This is a genomic window from Methanobrevibacter ruminantium (genome assembly GCF_016294135.1).
GTDB lineage: Archaea > Methanobacteriota > Methanobacteria > Methanobacteriales > Methanobacteriaceae > Methanobrevibacter > Methanobrevibacter ruminantium_A.
In genome coordinates this window covers 1-18,693 of sequence record NZ_JAEDCO010000014.1, presented here as the reverse complement: position 1 = coordinate 18,693, position 18,693 = coordinate 1, and the positions used below count along the sequence as shown (strand labels likewise).

The 18,693-nt window shown below is 32.6% G+C and carries 17 protein-coding genes and 2 tRNA genes; 13 read left to right on the top strand and 6 right to left on the bottom strand.

The features are described from left to right. Positions 1-79: 79 nt before the first annotated feature. The 3 genes from VW161_RS04755 (at position 80) to VW161_RS04745 (ending at position 2,572) form a co-directional block, all read left to right on the top strand. Positions 80-1,102: a hydantoinase/oxoprolinase family protein gene (locus VW161_RS04755; protein WP_304087056.1), complete on the top strand. Its 1,023-nt coding sequence runs from the start codon at positions 80-82 to the stop codon at positions 1,100-1,102. Positions 1,103-1,163: 61 nt separating this feature from the next. After that, complete coding sequence (locus tag VW161_RS04750; protein ID WP_304087059.1) at positions 1,164-1,856, top strand: hypothetical protein; 693 nt, start codon at positions 1,164-1,166, stop codon at positions 1,854-1,856. A 140-nt stretch (positions 1,857-1,996) separates the two neighbouring features. Beyond that, positions 1,997-2,572 carry a CDP-2,3-bis-(O-geranylgeranyl)-sn-glycerol synthase gene (locus tag VW161_RS04745; protein WP_304087062.1) on the top strand — a complete coding sequence of 192 codons (576 nt, stop codon included), beginning with the start codon at positions 1,997-1,999 and terminating at the stop codon, positions 2,570-2,572. A gap of 86 nt (positions 2,573-2,658) precedes the next feature. On the opposite strand, the gene VW161_RS04740 is transcribed toward VW161_RS04745, so the two are convergent. Then, entirely contained in the window at positions 2,659-2,958 is a 300-nt protein-coding gene (locus tag VW161_RS04740; protein WP_304087064.1) for a hypothetical protein, read from the bottom strand. 368 nt (positions 2,959-3,326) lie between these two features. On the opposite strand from VW161_RS04740, the gene tes reads away from it, so the two are divergent. The 8 genes from tes (at position 3,327) to VW161_RS04700 (ending at position 10,599) form a co-directional block, all read left to right on the top strand. Beyond that, the gene (gene tes / locus VW161_RS04735) at positions 3,327-4,856 is read left to right on the top strand and encodes a tetraether lipid synthase Tes (protein WP_304087067.1); all 1,530 of its coding nucleotides are present in this window, start codon (positions 3,327-3,329) and stop codon (positions 4,854-4,856) included. A gap of 403 nt (positions 4,857-5,259) precedes the next feature. Further along, entirely contained in the window at positions 5,260-6,240 is a 981-nt protein-coding gene (locus tag VW161_RS04730; protein ID WP_304087070.1) for a beta-ribofuranosylaminobenzene 5'-phosphate synthase, read from the top strand. An 84-nt stretch (positions 6,241-6,324) separates the two neighbouring features. Then, a complete protein-coding gene (hacB, locus tag VW161_RS04725; RefSeq protein ID WP_295606313.1) occupies positions 6,325-6,810 on the top strand; it encodes a homoaconitase small subunit in 486 nt (161 codons plus the stop codon). 418 nt (positions 6,811-7,228) lie between these two features. After that, on the top strand, positions 7,229-7,870 hold the full coding sequence (locus VW161_RS04720) for an HVO_0476 family zinc finger protein (protein ID WP_304087075.1): 642 nt from the start codon (positions 7,229-7,231) through the stop codon (positions 7,868-7,870). 77 nt (positions 7,871-7,947) lie between these two features. Then, complete coding sequence (locus VW161_RS04715; protein ID WP_304093714.1) at positions 7,948-9,222, top strand: tRNA (N(6)-L-threonylcarbamoyladenosine(37)-C(2))-methylthiotransferase; 1,275 nt, start codon at positions 7,948-7,950, stop codon at positions 9,220-9,222. Positions 9,223-9,858: 636 nt separating this feature from the next. Further along, on the top strand, positions 9,859-10,059 hold the full coding sequence (locus tag VW161_RS04710) for a histone family protein (protein ID WP_012956484.1): 201 nt from the start codon (positions 9,859-9,861) through the stop codon (positions 10,057-10,059). A gap of 392 nt (positions 10,060-10,451) precedes the next feature. Then, a tRNA-Val gene (locus VW161_RS04705) sits at positions 10,452-10,523 on the top strand. A gap of 3 nt (positions 10,524-10,526) precedes the next feature. Continuing rightward, a tRNA-Phe gene (locus VW161_RS04700) sits at positions 10,527-10,599 on the top strand. An 81-nt stretch (positions 10,600-10,680) separates the two neighbouring features. Here VW161_RS04700 and deoC read toward each other — a convergent pair. Next, the gene (gene deoC, locus VW161_RS04695) at positions 10,681-11,406 is read right to left on the bottom strand and encodes a deoxyribose-phosphate aldolase (protein ID WP_304087091.1); all 726 of its coding nucleotides are present in this window, start codon (positions 11,404-11,406) and stop codon (positions 10,681-10,683) included. Positions 11,407-11,670: 264 nt separating this feature from the next. After that, positions 11,671-13,377 carry a tRNA uridine(34) 5-carboxymethylaminomethyl modification radical SAM/GNAT enzyme Elp3 gene (locus VW161_RS04690; protein WP_304093716.1) on the bottom strand — a complete coding sequence of 569 codons (1,707 nt, stop codon included), beginning with the start codon at positions 13,375-13,377 and terminating at the stop codon, positions 11,671-11,673. Positions 13,378-13,675: 298 nt separating this feature from the next. On the opposite strand from VW161_RS04690, the gene VW161_RS04685 reads away from it, so the two are divergent. Both VW161_RS04685 and VW161_RS04680 read left to right on the top strand, forming a co-directional pair. Next, positions 13,676-14,029 carry a PRC-barrel domain-containing protein gene (locus VW161_RS04685; RefSeq protein WP_325192751.1) on the top strand — a complete coding sequence of 118 codons (354 nt, stop codon included), beginning with the start codon at positions 13,676-13,678 and terminating at the stop codon, positions 14,027-14,029. 59 nt (positions 14,030-14,088) lie between these two features. Beyond that, a complete protein-coding gene (locus tag VW161_RS04680; protein WP_304087100.1) occupies positions 14,089-14,391 on the top strand; it encodes a DUF2098 domain-containing protein in 303 nt (100 codons plus the stop codon). A gap of 135 nt (positions 14,392-14,526) precedes the next feature. Here the strand turns inward: VW161_RS04680 and VW161_RS04675 are convergent, their stop codons facing one another. The 3 genes from VW161_RS04675 to VW161_RS04665 form a co-directional block, all read right to left on the bottom strand. Continuing rightward, positions 14,527-16,608, bottom strand: a complete 2,082-nt coding sequence (locus VW161_RS04675) for a DEAD/DEAH box helicase (RefSeq protein ID WP_304093719.1) — start codon at positions 16,606-16,608, stop codon at positions 14,527-14,529. Positions 16,609-16,719: 111 nt separating this feature from the next. Continuing rightward, positions 16,720-17,190, bottom strand: coding sequence for a cyclic pyranopterin monophosphate synthase MoaC (moaC, locus tag VW161_RS04670; RefSeq protein ID WP_304087103.1), 471 nt, complete (start codon positions 17,188-17,190; stop codon positions 16,720-16,722). A 177-nt stretch (positions 17,191-17,367) separates the two neighbouring features. After that, a complete protein-coding gene (locus tag VW161_RS04665) occupies positions 17,368-18,471 on the bottom strand; it encodes a glycosyltransferase family 4 protein (protein ID WP_304087106.1) in 1,104 nt (367 codons plus the stop codon). Positions 18,472-18,693: the final 222 nt, after the last annotated feature.

The window sequence follows — 18,693 nt, the reverse complement described above, 5'->3', positions numbered from 1 at the left end:
ATTTGTTTTTATAATATTATGAATTTATTAGGAATTTAGAAATTGAATAGGGGAATAATTATACTTATTTGGTGATAATGTGAAAGTAGCAGGTTTTGATATCGGTGGTGCAAATACCGATTTGGCAATTGTAGAGTATGAAAATGGTGAAATAAAGGATATTCAAACAGTATTTGAATACTTGCCTATGTGGTCTCAAAATGAAAGATTGGGAAATGTCTTATATGATTTGATTGAAAAGATCTGTCCAGTTGACGAAATAGATGCAGTAGGAATTTCAATGACTGCAGAGTTAGTGGATGCATTCGAGACTAAGGCACAAGGAGTGTTGGATATTGCAACCACATGTGAAAAGCTCTTTGACTGTCCTGTTGCGTATATCGGTACAGGTAAGGTATTGTCACTTGCTGAGCTTATTGCAAACCCTATTGAAGTTGCAGCCGCAAACTGGATTGCCACTTCACATATTGTTGCTGAAATTGAAAAGGATTGCATTTTTGTAGATACTGGAAGCACAACAACAGATATCATCCCAATCAAGGATGGAAAGGAATGTGCAAAGGGTAGAACCGATTTTGAAAGGTCTGCCACTGGTGAGCTTGTTTACACAGGAACCTTAAGAACCAATTTGACAAGCTTTGTAGATTCAATTCCTCTTAATGGGGAAACATATAGGGTTGCTTCTGAACTCTTTGCAATCACCGCAGATGTATATAATGTCCTTGATCTAATTGATGATGAGGATTATGTATGCGCTACCTGTGATGGCGCAGGCAAATCTAAGGAAGAGTCTGCAAGAAGAATTTCAAGAGTCGTTTGTGCAGATTTGGATATATTGTCAATGGATGACATTAAGGAAATGGCAGATTATATTCATAAGGAACAGGTAAAGCAAATAGCTTCAGGCCTTAAGGAAGTCTCAGATAGGGAAGGATTGGATAAGGTTATAGTGACTGGCCTTGGAAAAGACATATTATGTGCTGAAGCTGCTAAACTCTTAGGTCTTGATGTCAAGTCCATGGGTGACTTTTACAGTGATGATGAATGTACTGTAGCTCCGGCTATTGGAACTGCAATCATGATGAAAAATTACTTGGATTAACATTTTTTTAGATTGACTTTTTAAATTTATTATTTATTGTAATTTTCTTATTTGGGATATTGTGGGTAAAAAGATTAGGATTATCATAATTAGCTTAATAATTATAATTGCAGCTATTTTAGGATTTTTTGTTCTGACTGAAGGTAGCAGTGAAATTGTTGGGGAGAATAGTTTAGGGAGTGTAACTAAGGTCAACTATACTCACTCAGATGATGCCACTTTGAAAATTGCAGTTGTTTCTGGAATGCATTCAAGAGAAAAACTGCATAAGTTCATTCTCCCTCTAGTTTGCAGAGCCTTTGCATTTTCTCATGGGGATGTGGAAGTCATAAACTATCAGGTTAAGGTGACAGATTCTCCAGAGGACTTCAATAAAGGCAGGGTAAATGGTGAGTCTCTCGTTCATGATTATGTTGTCAGCGATGTAGCTAAGTGGGACCCAGATTTGGTCATTATAGGTCATGACCATGAGCCAGGATATGGTGAAGGGTATTATATAGCAACCCCTACAATGGATAATGCATCTGTAGACTTGGCGGAAGAGGTTACTGGAGATATCGGATTTAATTATTATAAGAGAAATAAGACAAGACCTTCAAAAAGCACATCAATCAAAAGGGTAGACACTCCTTTAGTTAATACCGGAACTCGTGTATTTGTTTACGAAATTCCAGAAACAGATTCAAAAACCATTGCATTTATAGGATCCTATAGATTGTTGGATGCTTCTTATAATCGTCTGCTTAATCAGTAAGGGGGATGATTTTCATCTCTTTAAAAAAACTTACCCATAAGCTTATATACTTAAATTTATTAATAATTAAAAATATATTTTTAAATGAAAATAATTAATTCAAAGTAAAGTAACGGATTAAATTAATTTTGAGGCAAATAATGGAAATTGAAATTTTTAAATTACTGATAGGCATTTTAGGTGCAGTTTACTTTATGCTACCTGCTTATGTCGCTAACCTTAGTGGCCTTGCCTTTGGTGGCGGAACACCAGTTGATGGTGGAAAGGAATATAAGGATGGACGTAGGCTTATTGGTAATGGCGTAACTTGGAAAGGCTTCATTAATGGTACAATTCTTGGAACCATAGTTGGTGGGATATTAGGAATCATTGGTAGCTTTTATGGAGATTTAAATGTCTTGACTAGTGGAGTAATAGCCCTTCCAGTATATGGCAGCATAATCGGTGGTTTGACCTTAGGGTTCCTAATGGCTTTCGGTGCATTGTTAGGTGATTTAGTTGGAAGTTTCATAAAAAGAAGAATGGGTCTTCAAAGCGGTGAGCCAGCTCCTATAATGGACCAATTGGATTTTGTAGCAGGTGCATTGATATTAAGCTTATTGGTCGTTAAAATCAGTTGGGAATTTTTCATTATAATTGCTGTTTTAACTCTTATTTTGCATTTAGGCTCTAATATGATTGCTTATTTGCTCGGAATTAAGGATGTTTGGTATTAATACTTTTTCCATTTTTTATTTTTTTGTTTTTCCCTTTTTTAGATTTATTTTTCTTTATTTTTTTCAATGATTTATCTATTTTTCGATTATTCGTCATCAAAAATATCAACTAATGGCTTTTGCTCATTTGTTTTTATAATTGGAGTTTCCTCTCTTTTTTTACCTTTATCGTCTCGTTTTTTAAATCTCCAACCATATTCCTTAAGCTCTTTTTCACGAACTCCATATTTGTTCGCTACCCATCTTAATCCGTGCTCTTCAACTTCCGCTTTGACCTCTTCAGGATCGTTGAAGGATATTGGGTCTATGCTTTCATAATATTCAAGGACTTTTAAAATTCTGTTATTAGGTATGTTATTTGCTTTAATCCATTCACTTAATTTCATGCCATGCACCTAAATTCTTCTTAAAATATGTTTTCTTAATAATATATTATTTGAACTGATTTATAAAACTTTAATATGCCTTCAATTGTTTGCAGATATTTGTCCTATTATTTATCATATCATTTATTCATCACATCATTTTATTATTTTCGTGTCATTTTTGCATTTTTTAAATTGTTTTTTATATTAAGTTTAAATATTAAAAAGAATATATTAAATATATTATGTTAATGTAAGTTTTTTAAAAGTTTAGTTATTTTTTTACTATTCTTCACTGGCTTTTAAATAACTTCTTGTTTAAGAATACTAAAAATTAAGAATTATATTTACACAGATTATACAGATTAAAAATCAATTGTGGTGAAAAGATGCATATTAAAAATACAACTAGTTTATGCCCTATCTGCCTCAAGCCTTTAGAAGCTGAGGTTTATGAAGAGGACGGTAAAGTCTGGATTAAAAAAGAATGTCCAGAACATGGGGAATTTAATAATACTTATTGGAGTGATGCAGAGTTATACAACAGAATCGATCAAGTTGACTCAATCACTCAAGACTTAGAAAATCCTATGGTGGAGAAAGTTGCAAAATGTCCTTCAAATTGTGGTATCTGTTCAGAGCATGAATCTTACACAGTTTTAGGATTAATTGATGTAACAAACAGATGCAATTTAAAATGCCCTATCTGTTTTGCAAATGCAGCAACTTCCAAAAAATTATTTGAACCTACTCAAGATGAAATCCGTCAAATGCTCAGGAACTTAAGAAGCGAAAAGCCAGTTCCTGCTCCAGCTATTCAATATGCTGGTGGTGAACCAACTGTAAGAAAGGATTTGCCTGATTTAATTAGAATGGCTAGGGAAGAAGGATTCAATCATACTCAAATTGCTACCAATGGTATTAGAATTGCTAAAAAAGAAGGTTATGCTCAAGAATTAAAAGATGCGGGATTAAACACTGTTTACTTACAATTTGATGGTGTAACTGAAGAGCCTTATTTAATAGCAAGAAGCAAAAACTTATTGGATGTTAAATTGGAAGCTATTGAAAAATGTAGACAAGCAGGTTTAGGTGTTGTAATTGTACCTACTGTTGTAAAAGGTGTTAATGACCAACAAGTTGGAGACATTATCAGATTTGCTATTGAAAACATTGATATTATTCATGGTGTCAATTTCCAACCTGTTTCATTCTCTGGAAGAACTCCATCTGACCAAGTTGAAGAGCAAAGAATCACTATTCCTGACTTCTTGAATTTAGTGGATGAACAAACTGAAGGCCAAATCTCCAAAGATGATTTCTATTCAGCTACCTCTGTACAACCTGTATCTGAATTTATCGGAGCTTTAAGAAATGAAGAGCCTCCAGTAACCTTAAACTGTCACCAACACTGTGGTTCAGCTACTTACATATTTATTGAAGATGGTAAAATCATTCCTATTACAAGATTCATTGATATTGATAAGTTCTTAGCATTCCTTAACAAATACACTGAAAAATTGGAATCCGGTTCATTTGCAATCAAGTCCAGAATTTTTGCAAGTGCTGCTAAAAACTTCAATAAAATCTTTAAGGAAGAAGAAGCGCCAGCTGGTTTGGATATGAAAAAGATCATTTTCGATATCTTTAAAGACCAATCTTATGATGCTTTAGGTGAATTCCATGTAAACTCATTACTCATTTCATGTATGCATTTCATGGACCCATTTAACTTCGACACGGATAGGGTAAAAGACTGTGTTATTCACTATGCAGTGCCTGATGGAAGAGTCATTCCATTCTGTACCATGAACTCAATGTACAGACAAGGCATTGAAGATGAATTCTCAGTTCCATTAAATCAGAAAATGACTGAGTTCAATGACAAGACTGGAGAGGAAGAGGAAGATGAAGATTAGATAATCTTCATTATTTTTCAAACTCTTTTCTACTTTTTTTTATTTTTGGTTCTGTTTTTTTATTATTTTTAATAATTTTCTATTTTTTTATTTTTGTGATTCTATTTTTTCATTATTCTAATTAATTTTCCATTTTCCAAATTATTTTTTAATTATTATTCAATTCTCTCATTTTTTCTATTATTTCCATTCTTTGATTGTTATCTTTTCTAATTTTATCTAATTTTTATAAAAATTTTTCAATAAGTTTATATAATAAAATTAATATATTAATATTGGAATATTTAAGTTTGTTAAATATTGTATTTTAATTAAAATTAGAACATTTAATAATTGGATTCGGAGATGAATCAAATTATTATCTTTTCCATTATTGAATAAGTATAAAAATGGTCGTGAAATTATGATTATTAGAGCACCTTCAAGATTACATATGTCTCTTATTGATTTAAACGGATCCTATAAGAGAATTGATGGTGGTATAGGTCTCGCACTTAACGATCCACAATTTGTTTTAGAAAGTGAAGAAACCAATGAAAAAGGATTTACCTTAGAATTTGCTGATGGCATTAGAGAGGATTCCAGAGAAGAATGTATAGAAAAGATTCCAAATGCTGCAGAAAAAATTGCAAAGATTTGTGATATTGAATCTGGATTCCATTTTAAAGTTTTAGAAGCTTATCCTGCTCACTCCGGATTAGGTTCCGGTACTCAAATTGCAGTTTGTACTGCTCACTTGATGACTGAAACTGCAGGACTTAAATTTACAAGCAGAGAATTAAGTACTATGGTCGGCAGAGGAGGAACCTCTGGTATTGGTACTTTTGCACATGACTTAGGTGGATTTATTGTTGATGGTGGACACAGTTTAGAAGAGAAACCTGGATTCTTGCCATCTTCTGCATCTAAAGCAAAACCTGCTACATTGATTGCAAGATATGAGTTCCCTGAAGAATGGAACATTTTGCTTGCTATGCCTGAAGTTGAAGAGCATATGCATGACCAACAGGAAGTAAATGTTTTCCAAACATACTGTCCAATTCCAAAAACTGAAGTGGAACAGGTTTCACATTTGATCTTAATGAACTTGCTTCCATTCTTGCTTGAAAAAGACATCGTTAACTTTGGTTGGGCAATTAAGGAACTTCAAAAAGTTGGTTTCAATAAACTTGAACACAGTTTAGATCCACATTACTTGCCTACTATGCAAGCGCTTGACGATGCAGGGGCTTATGGTACTGGTATCAGTTCATTTGGCCCTACCTTATACACTGTCTTCGATGATGACAATAAGGATATCGTAAAGGCAGCAGAAGAGATTGTAGGTAAGGATAAGGTAAAAGTAACCAAAGCACAAAACCACGGTTATGTAATTGAAAAATAGTTATAGGATCTTAACTATTTTTTATTTATTTTTTAAATTACTTTTTTGAATTTTATTAAAAATTTTATATATGTAGTGAATACTATGGCTGAAATTAAAGGAAAGGTTTGGAATTTTGGAGATAACATTGACACGGATGTCATCATTCCTGGAAGATATTTGAGAACATTCAATCCAAAGGATTTGGCAGAACATGTTCTTGAAGGAGAAAGAGCAGATTTTACCAAAAATGTAAAGCAAGGGGACTTGATCCTTGCTGGTGAAAACTTTGGTTGCGGTTCTTCAAGAGAACAGGCTCCAGTAGCTATTAAGGCAGCAGGAGTTGAAGCGATCATTGCAAAATCATTTGCACGTATCTTCTATAGAAATGCAATCAATATTGGTCTTCCAGTTGTTGTTGCAGACATTGAAGCGGATGATGGCGATATTGTATCTGTTGATTTGGAGCATGGAATCATTGTCAATGAAACTAAAAACATTGAAGTTGAATTCCAGGCTTTTGAAGAATTCATGATAAATATATTGTCTGATGGTGGTCTAGTTAAACATTATTTAAAAGAAAAAGAATAAGTTTAATTAAATTGATTGGTTATTTATTTAAATTAGTATTGTTATAGTAAACTATTTATTAAATTAATCAGACTTTTATTTTAAATGCCATCATTTTGAAATATGTTTTTTCTTTTATTTTTTTACTTATATTTTTGAAAAATTTTGATATTTCGTCTTTTTTCAAGATTTTTTAAAATAATTTTTTAAAACCAATACATAAGTTTATAATTAACTTATTCTATAATATTATAATAATCAATTAAATTTATTAATTAAATTAATTACATAGCTATTTTTAATTATTTTTTTAATTTTTCAAGTGATGAAAGATTAATGTATGTTTTAATTTATTATTTTTTATTGAGATTTCAAATTCATATTGATTTTTAGCTATGTTTTATGATTAATGAGTAAACGAAAGTAGTGAGGTGAAAATATGGTTTGTCCAGTTTGCGGATCTGATGAAGCAGTCATCTTAAAGAATAAGCTTATCAAAGGCAAAAATAAGGAAATCAGAGAATTCCTATTGAAATGCGATGAATGCGGGTCTGTTTATAATGAAAGAATTTCTCAGGATAATCCAAAACCATTCAGATTAATTATTAGTGAACATGAAGATACTCATAAGATATTCATTGAATTATTCCCTGATGAACAACTAACTGTTGGGGATTTCTTAATGTCTGAGCTTGGAAAAGTGAAAATCACTTCCTTAGAGCTTGAAGGAGAAAAGAGAGTTAAGAAAGCTATTGCAAAAGATGTCAAAACAATTTGGGCATCATCTGAAGAGATTCCTGCACGTTTTGGAGTTTCCATAGACTTGCACGGAAAAGTCGCTTCTTTCAAATGTGAAACAGAACGTGACTTCAAGATTGCTGTTGATGACATTCTCAAGATTGACAAATATGTTGCAAGAGTTCATGTGATAAAAACAGAAGAGAGAAAAACCACTAAAGGCTATGCTAAGGCAAAAGTCATTAAAAGGGTTTATGCAAAACCTGTCAAGTTCAATCATTACGATTATGATTTGACTAAATTCATTGTTCAAGCAAAACCTTTGAATAAACATAAAAGTTAATTAAACGACAATTTAAAATTTTCAATTGGGATTATATATTCAATCCCAAATAATCTATTTTTATTTTAGAGGATAATATGAAAGTATTTATAGAAACTTATGGATGCACATTCAATCAAGCCGATTCTGAGATTATGGCAGGTGTTTTAAATGCCAATTCCATTGAAGTTGTAGACACTCAAGAGGAAGCGGATGCAATTATTGTAAACACTTGTTATGTGAAATTGCCTACTGAAAGCAAGGTGATAAATAGAATCAAGAAGCTTCAAAATGAATTTCCAGATAAGGAAATCATTGTTGCTGGATGTATGGTTGAGGTGGATCCTAAAAAGCTTGATGCTATTGGGCCTAACTGCTCTTGGATTGGCCCTCACCAATTGAACAAGACAGCTGATGTAGTCAAGTCAGCTATTGGTGGTGAAGTTTCCAGAGAGTTTGGCTTTTCAGATGAGCCTAAGGTATGTGTTCCTAAAATACGTCAAGACTCATATGTTCATGTTATCCAAATCTGTGAAGGTTGCTTAGGTTCCTGCAGTTACTGCTGCACTCGCTTTGCAAGAGGACATCTAAACAGTTATCCTATTGCAGATATTGTAAAGGAAGCAAAGCAAGCCATTAAAGAGGGTTGTGTTGAAATTGAACTTACCGCTCAAGACACTTCTGCATTTGGAAAGGATACTGGTGAAAAGTTATCTGACTTGATTAAGGAAGTGGCTAGTTTAGATGGTGATTTCAAAGTTCGTGTTGGAATGATGCACCCTAAAAACATAGGAAATGACCTTGAGAATTTAATTGATGCATTTAAGATGGAAAAAGTATATAATTTCATCCATTTGCCTATTCAATCTGGAAGTGATGCAGTATTGAAGCATATGAGAAGAAATCATACTGTTGAGGATTACAAAAAAATTGTTTATAGATTCAAGGAGGAAATCCCGGACCTTACTTTAGCTACAGATATCATTATCGGGTATCCGACAGAAACCGAAGAGGATTTCTTGATGACTGCAGACTTGATTGAAGAGATTAAATTCAATTTGATTCATTTATCCAAGTATCAGCACAGGGAAGGTGCAAGTTCATCTGATCTTCCTAATATTCCATTTGAGGATATGAAAAGAAGATCTAAAATTCTCTCAGATATTAAATTTGGAATCATTGAAGAGGAAAACAAATGTCTTAAGGACAAGGAACTAAATGCATTGGTTGTTGGTGAAGGTTCTAAAGGAGGCTTCATTGCAAAAACAGATTCCTACATTCCAGTGGTTGTTCAGGATGTCGAATTAGGCGAGTTTATTAATGTTCATATTGATGAGACAACTGGAACTTATTTGATTGGCCATAAGGTTTAATTGTTTTTTGCTTTTTGTTTAATATTTGGATAATTATTTTTAATTTTTAATTTATTTGTTGATTTTTTAAAATTATTTTTAAAAAATTTTTTCTTTTATTTTTTTCTTATTTTCCATTTATGAAATTATTAATTCCCTAATTATTTATTTAAGGATTTTTTCAAATTTTAATTGCTTTTACTTGATGATTTTCATTATTTTCCATTTTAGAAAATTATTAGAAAATTTAGATAAAAAACTCTTTTAAAATTGGTTATTTTTTCAAATAACTTTTAATTCATCTTGTATTTTTATTTTAAAGACTAATCTATTTTTTATTTGCCTTTTAAAGAAAAATTTCTTTCTTTGCTTTTTTTAAAGACTATTTGTTATTTATTTGATAAAATAAAGATATTTGGATATTTATTTAAAGAATTAAGAGTTTTTAAAAGGTTTAATTTTTAAGAGTTCTATGGCTTTAAAATACTCATTTTTCATATATTTTTTATTAAATTTTTTTAATTAGTTTTAATATTTCTCATTATTAGAAAATCTATATTTTTATACCTATTTTTTGGATAATAAGTGATTTAATGGCCTTAAAAAACAAAACATTTATATACTATGTAAAACACACTTTCAATTGGAGGTGAAAATATGAGTGAATTACCAATCGCACCTGTCGGTCGTATTTTAAAAAATGCTGGCGCACAAAGAATTAGTGATGATGCAAAAGTTGCATTAGCTGAAGCTCTTGAAGAAAAAGGTGACGAATTAGCTAAAAAAGCAGTTAATTTCGCACGCCACGCTGGTAGAAAAACCGTAAAAGCTGAAGATATCAAATTAGCAATCAAATAATTTTGTTATCTCTAGTTTTTAACTGTTAACTATTGGCCAAGATCTTTATTGGCCAATTATTTTTTTTTAAAACTTTTATCTATTTTTATTCTGTTTTACTATTTTTCAATATTACTTTTCAATACTATTTTTTAATACTATTCTCTAAACTATTTCCAATACTTTTTTAATAACCTGATGTTTATCATCTAGTTTTCCATTAAGTTTATATGTAATCATTAACATAATTTAATATGTCTATCATTTTATTTGTTAGATTCTAGGCATCGGTTTTATAAGATTTCGTTTTTAAAAAGAGTTATTTTTAATTGGAATTTTCTAATTTAAATTTGAAAATATCTTTATTTAGAAACATTTATATATAATTATAAACATATCTTAATGAGTAAGAAGGACCGGTGGTCTAGGGGTATGATACCGCCTTGACATGGCGGTGATCACGAGTTCGAATCTCGTTCGGTCCATTTGCCGTAGTAGTTCAGTTGGGAGAACGCCAGACTGAAGATCTGGATGTCGCTGGTTCAAGTCCGGCCTACGGCACTTTTTTTATCCAAGAATATTTGGTTTTATTCTATACGAACTATTTTTAAAAAGAAAAAAATAATAAATTATGAAAATTTATTATATGAGTCTTGGACCGGTTTTTTGATTAGAATCCACTTTTTGGTTATCAAGTACATGATTAAGCTGATCCATAATGATGTGTCCGGATGATGTTCCAATCTTGCTTACTCCTGCAGCGAGCACATTATTAGCTAATTTATAGTTATCAATTCCGCCAGCTGCTTTCATTTCAAGATGTGGAGCATTCTTTTTCATGATTCTTAAACTTTCCATCAATGAATAGAAATGTTGCTTTCCATTAAATCCACTTGAGGTTTTAACGAAATCTGCTCCTCCTTCCTCACACATTCTGGAAGCTCCAGCCATTTCGTCTTCATTGAGAAGTGGGTTTTCAATAATTACTTTGAGTATGTGGTCTCCGATAGCATCTTTCACTGCTTTGATGTCATTTTTAACGTATTCAAAGTCACGTTCTTTAATTGATGGGATATTTGCCATCATGTCAATTTCATCCGCACCATCTGCTATTGCAGCTTTTGCTTCAGCCACTTTTCCTTCAGTGTTTCCTGCACCTAATGGGAAGTCAATAACAGTTACCACTTTCATGTCTGTGTCTTTCAATTCTTCTTTTGCTAATTTAACAAAATGAGGTAAAACTACAACTGCATAAAAAGGATATTCCTTAGCTTTTGCGAAGAATGCTTTCATTTCTTCAATGGTTGCAGTATTATCTAAATGAGTAAATTCAATAGCTTTTGCAAGTTTTTCAGCTTTGTTGATCATTTAAGTCATCTCCCTATTTTTAAAACAATTCTAATCTCCAATAAAATTAATTCAGTAATTAATTAAATTTTAATCTCCAATAAATATAATTTATGAATTCTAATTCAAGAATTTTCTATTTTAATTCATGAATTAGGATTAAATCAATATTAGTTTTATATGTATATAATAGTTAGTTTAACTTCAAACTATATAATACTTTTGTCTTGTCTGATTGTTTCAACTTTTGATATTCTTTTATTAAAACAATTATTGAAACTTAAGTTAAATTAATTTTTTAGCCATATAAGGGCCTTTACGTTCATAACCGAATTTACGGTAATAATTTCTAGCTCCAATGCCGCTGATGATTAAAAGCTCTTCCTTGTTTTGGTCAATACTTATCTCTTCAGCACGCTTCAATAGCTTTTCACCAAATCCTGTGTGCTGTCCAATATTATTTCCTTTTTGACCTATTTTTATCATGTTTCCATAAACATGTAATTCACGCACAATAGCTGTTTTATCATCAATCTCTTCTCTATGTGCTTTTTCGGAAGGCATTCTTAATCTTAGGAATCCTGCTAAAGTCTCTTCATTCTTATCTTCAATGGATAGGAAGTGTTCTCTTCCTTCTGTAGCAATGTAATCCTCTTCAAATAACCTGTAATCATCAATTGAATACTCTTCCTTGGTTTTCTTATGACCTATTTCCCTGCATCTAATGCATTGGCAATTGATATTCTCCTCTTCAAGACGATTGTATACCAATTCTCCCAGGTTTGATTTTTTCACTCCATCTTCAATCAATGTGGATGGAATGTCTCTTTGGATTCTCATAGTTCTTACCCATTTCGGCAAGATCTTTTTAATTTGAACGATTAAGTCAACAGCCTCTTCATCACTGTATGGCCTGTACTTTCCTTCTTTCCATAACTTGTGAAGCTCACTTCCATCAGTTACAAGACAAGGGTAAATCTTCAGCATATCCGGTTTGAAGTTCTCATTTGTAAAGATGGTTTTAAACATTTCCAAATCTTTCTCTGGGCATTGCTCTATTCTAGGATCATCTCTTGCAAGTGGGAAAAGCCCTGGCATCATATGCATAGCCACTTTCACTCCAGAATCCCTTAGAATCCTGTTTGCTTCAATGACATCCTCAACAGTGTGTCCTCTTTTGATTTTTTCGTAGATGTGATTATGGATGGTTTGAACACCTAATTCCACCCTTGTAACTCCCATATTCAACATTCTGTCAACATGAGGTTCCTTACAGTAGTCTGGTCGGGTTTCAAAGGTCATTCCAATGCATCTCACTTTAGAGCTTTCGTTTATCCTTTGAATGTCATCTATAAGCACATAATCGCTTGGAGGATAGGTTTTAATGGCATTGTTGCTATATGGGGGATACTCTAAAAGGTCTTCCTTATTGAATGATTCAATATCTCCGATTTCAGTTATGTTTTCAAGAATCACTCCAAAGTCACTCATTGCCTTTAGGCATTGTGAAACGAACCATTCCTGATAGCAAATGTCTTTTGAAGGGAATGTTCCTCCCATGATAATGAGTTCAACCTTATCGATTGGATGGCCTACCTTGTGCAATTGCTTTAGGCGGTTGTAGCACTGGACATATGGATGGAACTTAAACATCCTTCCTCTAAGCGCTGCAGGTTCCTCTCCAGTATAGCTTGGAGGTGCAATGTCACTTTCAGGACAATAATAGCATCTTCCATGAGGGCATTGGTGCGGATGGCACATAACTGCAACGATTGCCACTCCAGAGATTGTTCTGGTTGGTTTCTTTCTTAAGATGTTTGAAACTATCTTCTTCTCTTCAAGACTTGCATGTTCGAGGATTACAGAATTGCTCATAAATTTTTTCAAATTCCTATCTCTGCAGAGCTGTCTTTTTTCCACTTCAAGCTCACGGCGAGTAGTTATCTTTCCATTTATGATATCTTCTATGATAATTCGACATGCTTCTTCCATTAGGTTCACCATCTATAAGTTTTTTTTTTATTTTAATTGTTTTACCAATTATATCAGTTTCATTTTTTATTGACTAATATTATATTTGTTTTTAAAATATTAATTTATTATCATAATTATATAAATTTTATTACTTTAAAAATATTTAGATAAGTTTATATAATTTTCAATTCATATTCTAACATAATGGTGATTATGTTAAAATAACTTTTTAGTTATATGGCCATTTCCAAAAATCAAAATATATTTTGGTTAGTTTTAACATAATTTCTTAAAAATTAATAATTGAGGTAATAGAATGAAAATTAAACAATTATTAGGTATGATGGCTTTAGATGCTAATGCTAATGAAGTAGGTAAAATTGATGATGCTGAATTTGATCCTAAAGAAGGTAAAATCACTGCTATAACCATTGTCCTTAAGAAAAACTTCATCTCCTCCAACAAAATCGAAATTGACTTTGAAGATGTAAAAAGCATTGGAGATTACGTTTTATTAGATAAGGAAATCAACAAAGAAGCTGCAATTGAAGAAGCTGAAAAAGCAAAAGAAGCTAAAGAAGAAGTGGAAGAAGTTGAAGCTGAAATTGTTGATGATGAAGCAGAAGCAGAAGAAGAGGCTGAAGAAGCAGCTGAAGTAGAAATAGAATAAATTTAAATTTTTATTTATTTTCTTCTTTGAAGACTTTATTAAAACTTATTGGTGATAATATGAGTTTTTGTGATATTCGAGGAGAAACAATTGATGTAGGTACTTTTATAAGATATACTGGTACTGGTACCATAAGCAAAGTTGTTGACTTGAAAGAAGAAGACAATGAGCAATGGGTAAAATTAGATGAACCTGCCTTATGGTATGCCGCTGATACTTTAGAAGTTGTTAATGAAAAAGACATCGTTGATTCAGATAACCTTGATAAGGGCACTCTTGAGCAAGTCAAGGACATTAAGGAAGGCTATGAAGAACTCAATGCTAACTTAAACGATATTCAAGGTTGTGAAGGTGGAGGATAATTCTCCTCTTCTTTATTTTTTCTTTTTTTTTAAGATTTTTACACTATCAAGATTAAAATCAATCTATATATTTTATAATTTAAAAATATTTTTTTTCAAGATCCTTCTTTTTAAAAATAGTAAAGAGATAATTAATTAATATTTATCTGCGAATTTTTTAATGTTATGAGCTAATTTTGGTCCAATTCCTTCGACTTTTTGAAGCTCTTTTTCTGAATATGGTCTTAAGTCATCGCCGAACACATCAACCAATGCTCTTGCGCGACGTCTTCCCAAACGTTTAACTCCAATAACAAGGGGGATTATGTCTTCCTTTACACCGTAATATAGTCTTGCAGAAAGGAAATCCAAATCTTTTGAATAAGCATACTTTCCAAGAACTTCAAGAGTATTCTTTGTAAAGCGGACAAGCAATGAAGCTTCATATGCAGAGCGTCTAGTGGATGAAGAGTATACATGATAAGCATTTTCAATTTGGTACTCTGTCCTTTCGTTGATCCATTCAATCAAAGACACTGCTGTTGCTTCAGGGTTTCCAATGTCAATGGCGAATAGGCCATAGTTTGATAGCATTTCACGAACAGGGTCCTTGGATTTTCTACCCTTGAATGCAATGAGAGGCATGTCTGGAGTTTGGGCTAATTGGTAAATAAGCTCTTCAGGCTTAAAGTCATCAAGATTGTTTGCATATTCCTTGATTTTAACAGCAGTTTCAACGCTATAATTGGACCTTGCTATCAGATTACCGAATGGAGTTGTCTTGAGTCCTCTTGGTGTAGCCTGCAAGATCTGATTCTGAAGCAGGAATTCCAAAGCGTTCATGATTTCAAACTTTAAGCTTTCTTCAGCAAAGAAACTCATGGAAGAGTTTGCAGTCATTTGATATCCATAAAAGGTTTTTGTGAAGAAGTCCTGAAGCTCTTCAGGAGTTTTTGAGAGAGTGGATGCCACTTGTGCGATTATCTGCTTGAATACAGCATCCTTGTTTTCAATTAATTTAGAGTTTGTAGGTTCTACCTGGCCATTGATGTAACGCTCTTCAAGAGTGATTGCCTCTTCCATGGATTTGGCAATCAAGTAGGAATATCCGGTATCGTCATATTGAGGCCTTCCGGCTCTACCTGACATTTGCTCATAATCAAAGACAGGAATCGCTTGAGGACCATCTGAAGTCCATCTTGTATAGTCTCTGATAACCACATATTTTGAAGGAAGGTTAACACCATACATTAAGCTCGGAGTAGCTGCAATCATTAGGATATTACCGTTTCTGAATTCCTCTTCAATGATTTCCTTTTGCTCACTGAAAAGGCCTGCATGGTGGAAAACAGCACCGTTTTCACAGCTTTCAGCTAATTTAATGCAAGTTGAAGTTGGTCTTGATCCCTTTTTTTCAGGCACTGCAAGCAACTTATCCGCAACTTCCTTGAAGTGTTGCTTTTGCTCAGCTGTAGTTTTCTTTTTCAATTTTCCTGCAACATAATTTGCAAGGCTTTCTGTAAATCTTCTTGTTGATACAAAGCTCAATGCCTGTGCATCATCGGATATTGCCTTTTCAATAACCTTTACAACAACATCATTCTTGTTTTTTGTATTGAACATTTCAGCATCCAATACATCCTTGTTTAATGGCACTGGCCTATAATCATGTTCAACAACAGTTGCATCCAACCAGCTTTCGATTTCACCCATATTTTCAAGTGTTGCAGACAATGCAATGATTCTTAAGCTTGGATTGATTATTTTTGCCCTTGTTATTGCACATTCGATTGTAGGGCCTCTTGTAAATTCTCCGATCATATGGAACTCATCGATGATTAATGTATCGACTTCCCTTAATGCATCCCATGAAAATCTTGTCAATGCATCAAATGATTCAAAGACCATCACTGACAAGTCTGAAGATGATGGGTGTTTTCCTACCTTTATTCCAAATTCCTCGAATTTCTTGAATTCCTTAACCTTCTCATTTTGGATTGAAAGGAGAGGTGCAGCATAAACTGCTTTTCCGCCATCTAAAATGGATTTGAGAGCTGCCATTATTCCAAGCACGGTTTTCCCACTTGCAGTAGGTATTGCTATGACACAATTCCTATTGTTTTCAAGGTATCCTGATTCGATCACTGCCTTTTGGGCAGGGTTGAAATCCTCAATGTATGGATAGCAGCTATTGATTATTGTCTTAATGTTTTCAGGGATGTTTTCCATATAAATCAGTCTAATAATTTTTATAAATGAAATAAAAGATTAATTTTTATAATATGTTTGTATTTAATATATAATCTTGATTTTCTTAGAGCATTTGGTAAGTTTTAAAATTTAAAAGGATTAGATTTTTTCTTTCTTAAGAACTATAATGTCAGAAATCTTAGTGTCTGGATATTGTCCGTTCTCATCCTTTTCAACTGCTTTTGTCATGTCCCAAATGGTGAGCAATGCTACGCTCACTCCAGTGATTGCTTCCATTTCCACACCGGTTTGACCAGTTAATCTGCATTCGCATGTTGCAGTGATTTCCTCTTCTCCAAGATCAAATTCTATTTCAATTCCACTTAAGTTCAATGGATGGCAAAGAGGGATAATGTCAGATGTCTTTTTTACAGCTTGAATTCCGGCTATTTGAGCAGTTGTCAATACATTTCCCTTCTTGATTTCAGCATTCTTGATCATTTCAATTGTTTCCTTTTGAAGATGAATCTTTCCGCTTGCCACTGCAGTTCTTCTTTGCTGTGGCTTAGTTCCAACTTCCACCATATGAACTCCAGTTTCAGTTAGGTGAGTAAATTCTTTTTCTCCCATTTGATAACCTCTAAATTAATTGATAATTTTGTAAATATGTTTTCTTTAATTTAGTTTATTTTTTATTATTAATAACTATTATCCAAAATTTGAGTATAATTTAGCTTAATAATTATTATTTTTTAATTTAAATGAATTTTATTAATTTAAATTAATTTTTAAATGTTTTTATAATTTTTAATTCAATTCATCATAAGGCAATTCGGTTTCTCCAAAGTCTTTTGCCCTATCTCTTGCATTTGACTTGAATCTTTCCATCAACTCTTCATCGCTTAAAACCCTATCGATGGCATTAGCCAAGTTTGATGGGTCATTTGGATCTATCAGTAATCCGACATCTTCTGTGATTATCTCTTTTATTCCACCAACATTGCTTCCAATAACTGGCTTTCCACAGGATAATGCTTCAATGAGTACAAGCCCAAAGCTTTCGCTTAATGATGGCAATACGAGAAGATCGCAGCTTGGTATTATATCCTCGACATCTCCTCTGGAACCTGTAAAGTAAACATTTTCAATATTTTCCTTTTCACATTTTTCCTTAAGCTCTTTTGATTGTGGCCCATCACCAACTATGACAAGATTGGCTTCTATGCCCATTTCTTTTTTAGCTTCAATTAGCACTTCAACATTCTTTCTTTTAATTATATTTCCGACAAATAAAATGATAGGTTTGTCTGTATCTATGTTGAATTCTTGAACCAATTCTTTTTTAAATTTGTCCTTGTTTTCTTCTGTAGTTTTAAACTTATTGACATCTATACTATTCCAGTGCAATCTTGTCTTTTCTTTAATATTTGGAATATTTGTCTTTATGATTTCCTCTTTCAAAGTTTCACTTACAGCAAGGACCACATCAGCATCCTTAAGCACTTTATTGATGAGGGGTCTTGTGAACTTTTGCTTTTTGTAGGTTTCAAACATGTCTGATCCATGTGAAGTTACATAGGTTTTGGTGTGGGTTGATTTTCCAGCCTTTACGCTTGCCCATCCTGCAGGGAGCAAATAATGTCCGTGGATAATGTCTATGTTTTCCCTTTCAATCAATTTCTTAAGCTCTCTTTTAGCATTGATTGCAAAGAATAATCCTCGAAGTCCTGGAATGTTAACTCCTTTAGTGCCTATAACATGGATTCCATCAATATCCTTAATGTCCTTGTGAGGGTAAGTGATTACATACACTTCATGACCTTTCTTGACCAATTCCTTTGATAATGTGTGTATATGAACTCCAACTCCTCCAATATGTGGTGGAAACTGTCCAACCATAGCAATTTTCATGTTTTAACCTCTTTCAATTTAGAAAATTTTGAATTAATTAATCTAATATTAACTAAACATTACTTAATGTTATAATATATCTTATTAATTCTATTTATTCTTATATAAAATTGCTTGAAAAAATAGTGGGATGTTTTAAAAATAGTAAAAATATGTTTTTAAAATGAGTGTTGAAAATTTAATTTATAAGAAATGGTAAAAATATGTTTTTAAAATGGGTGT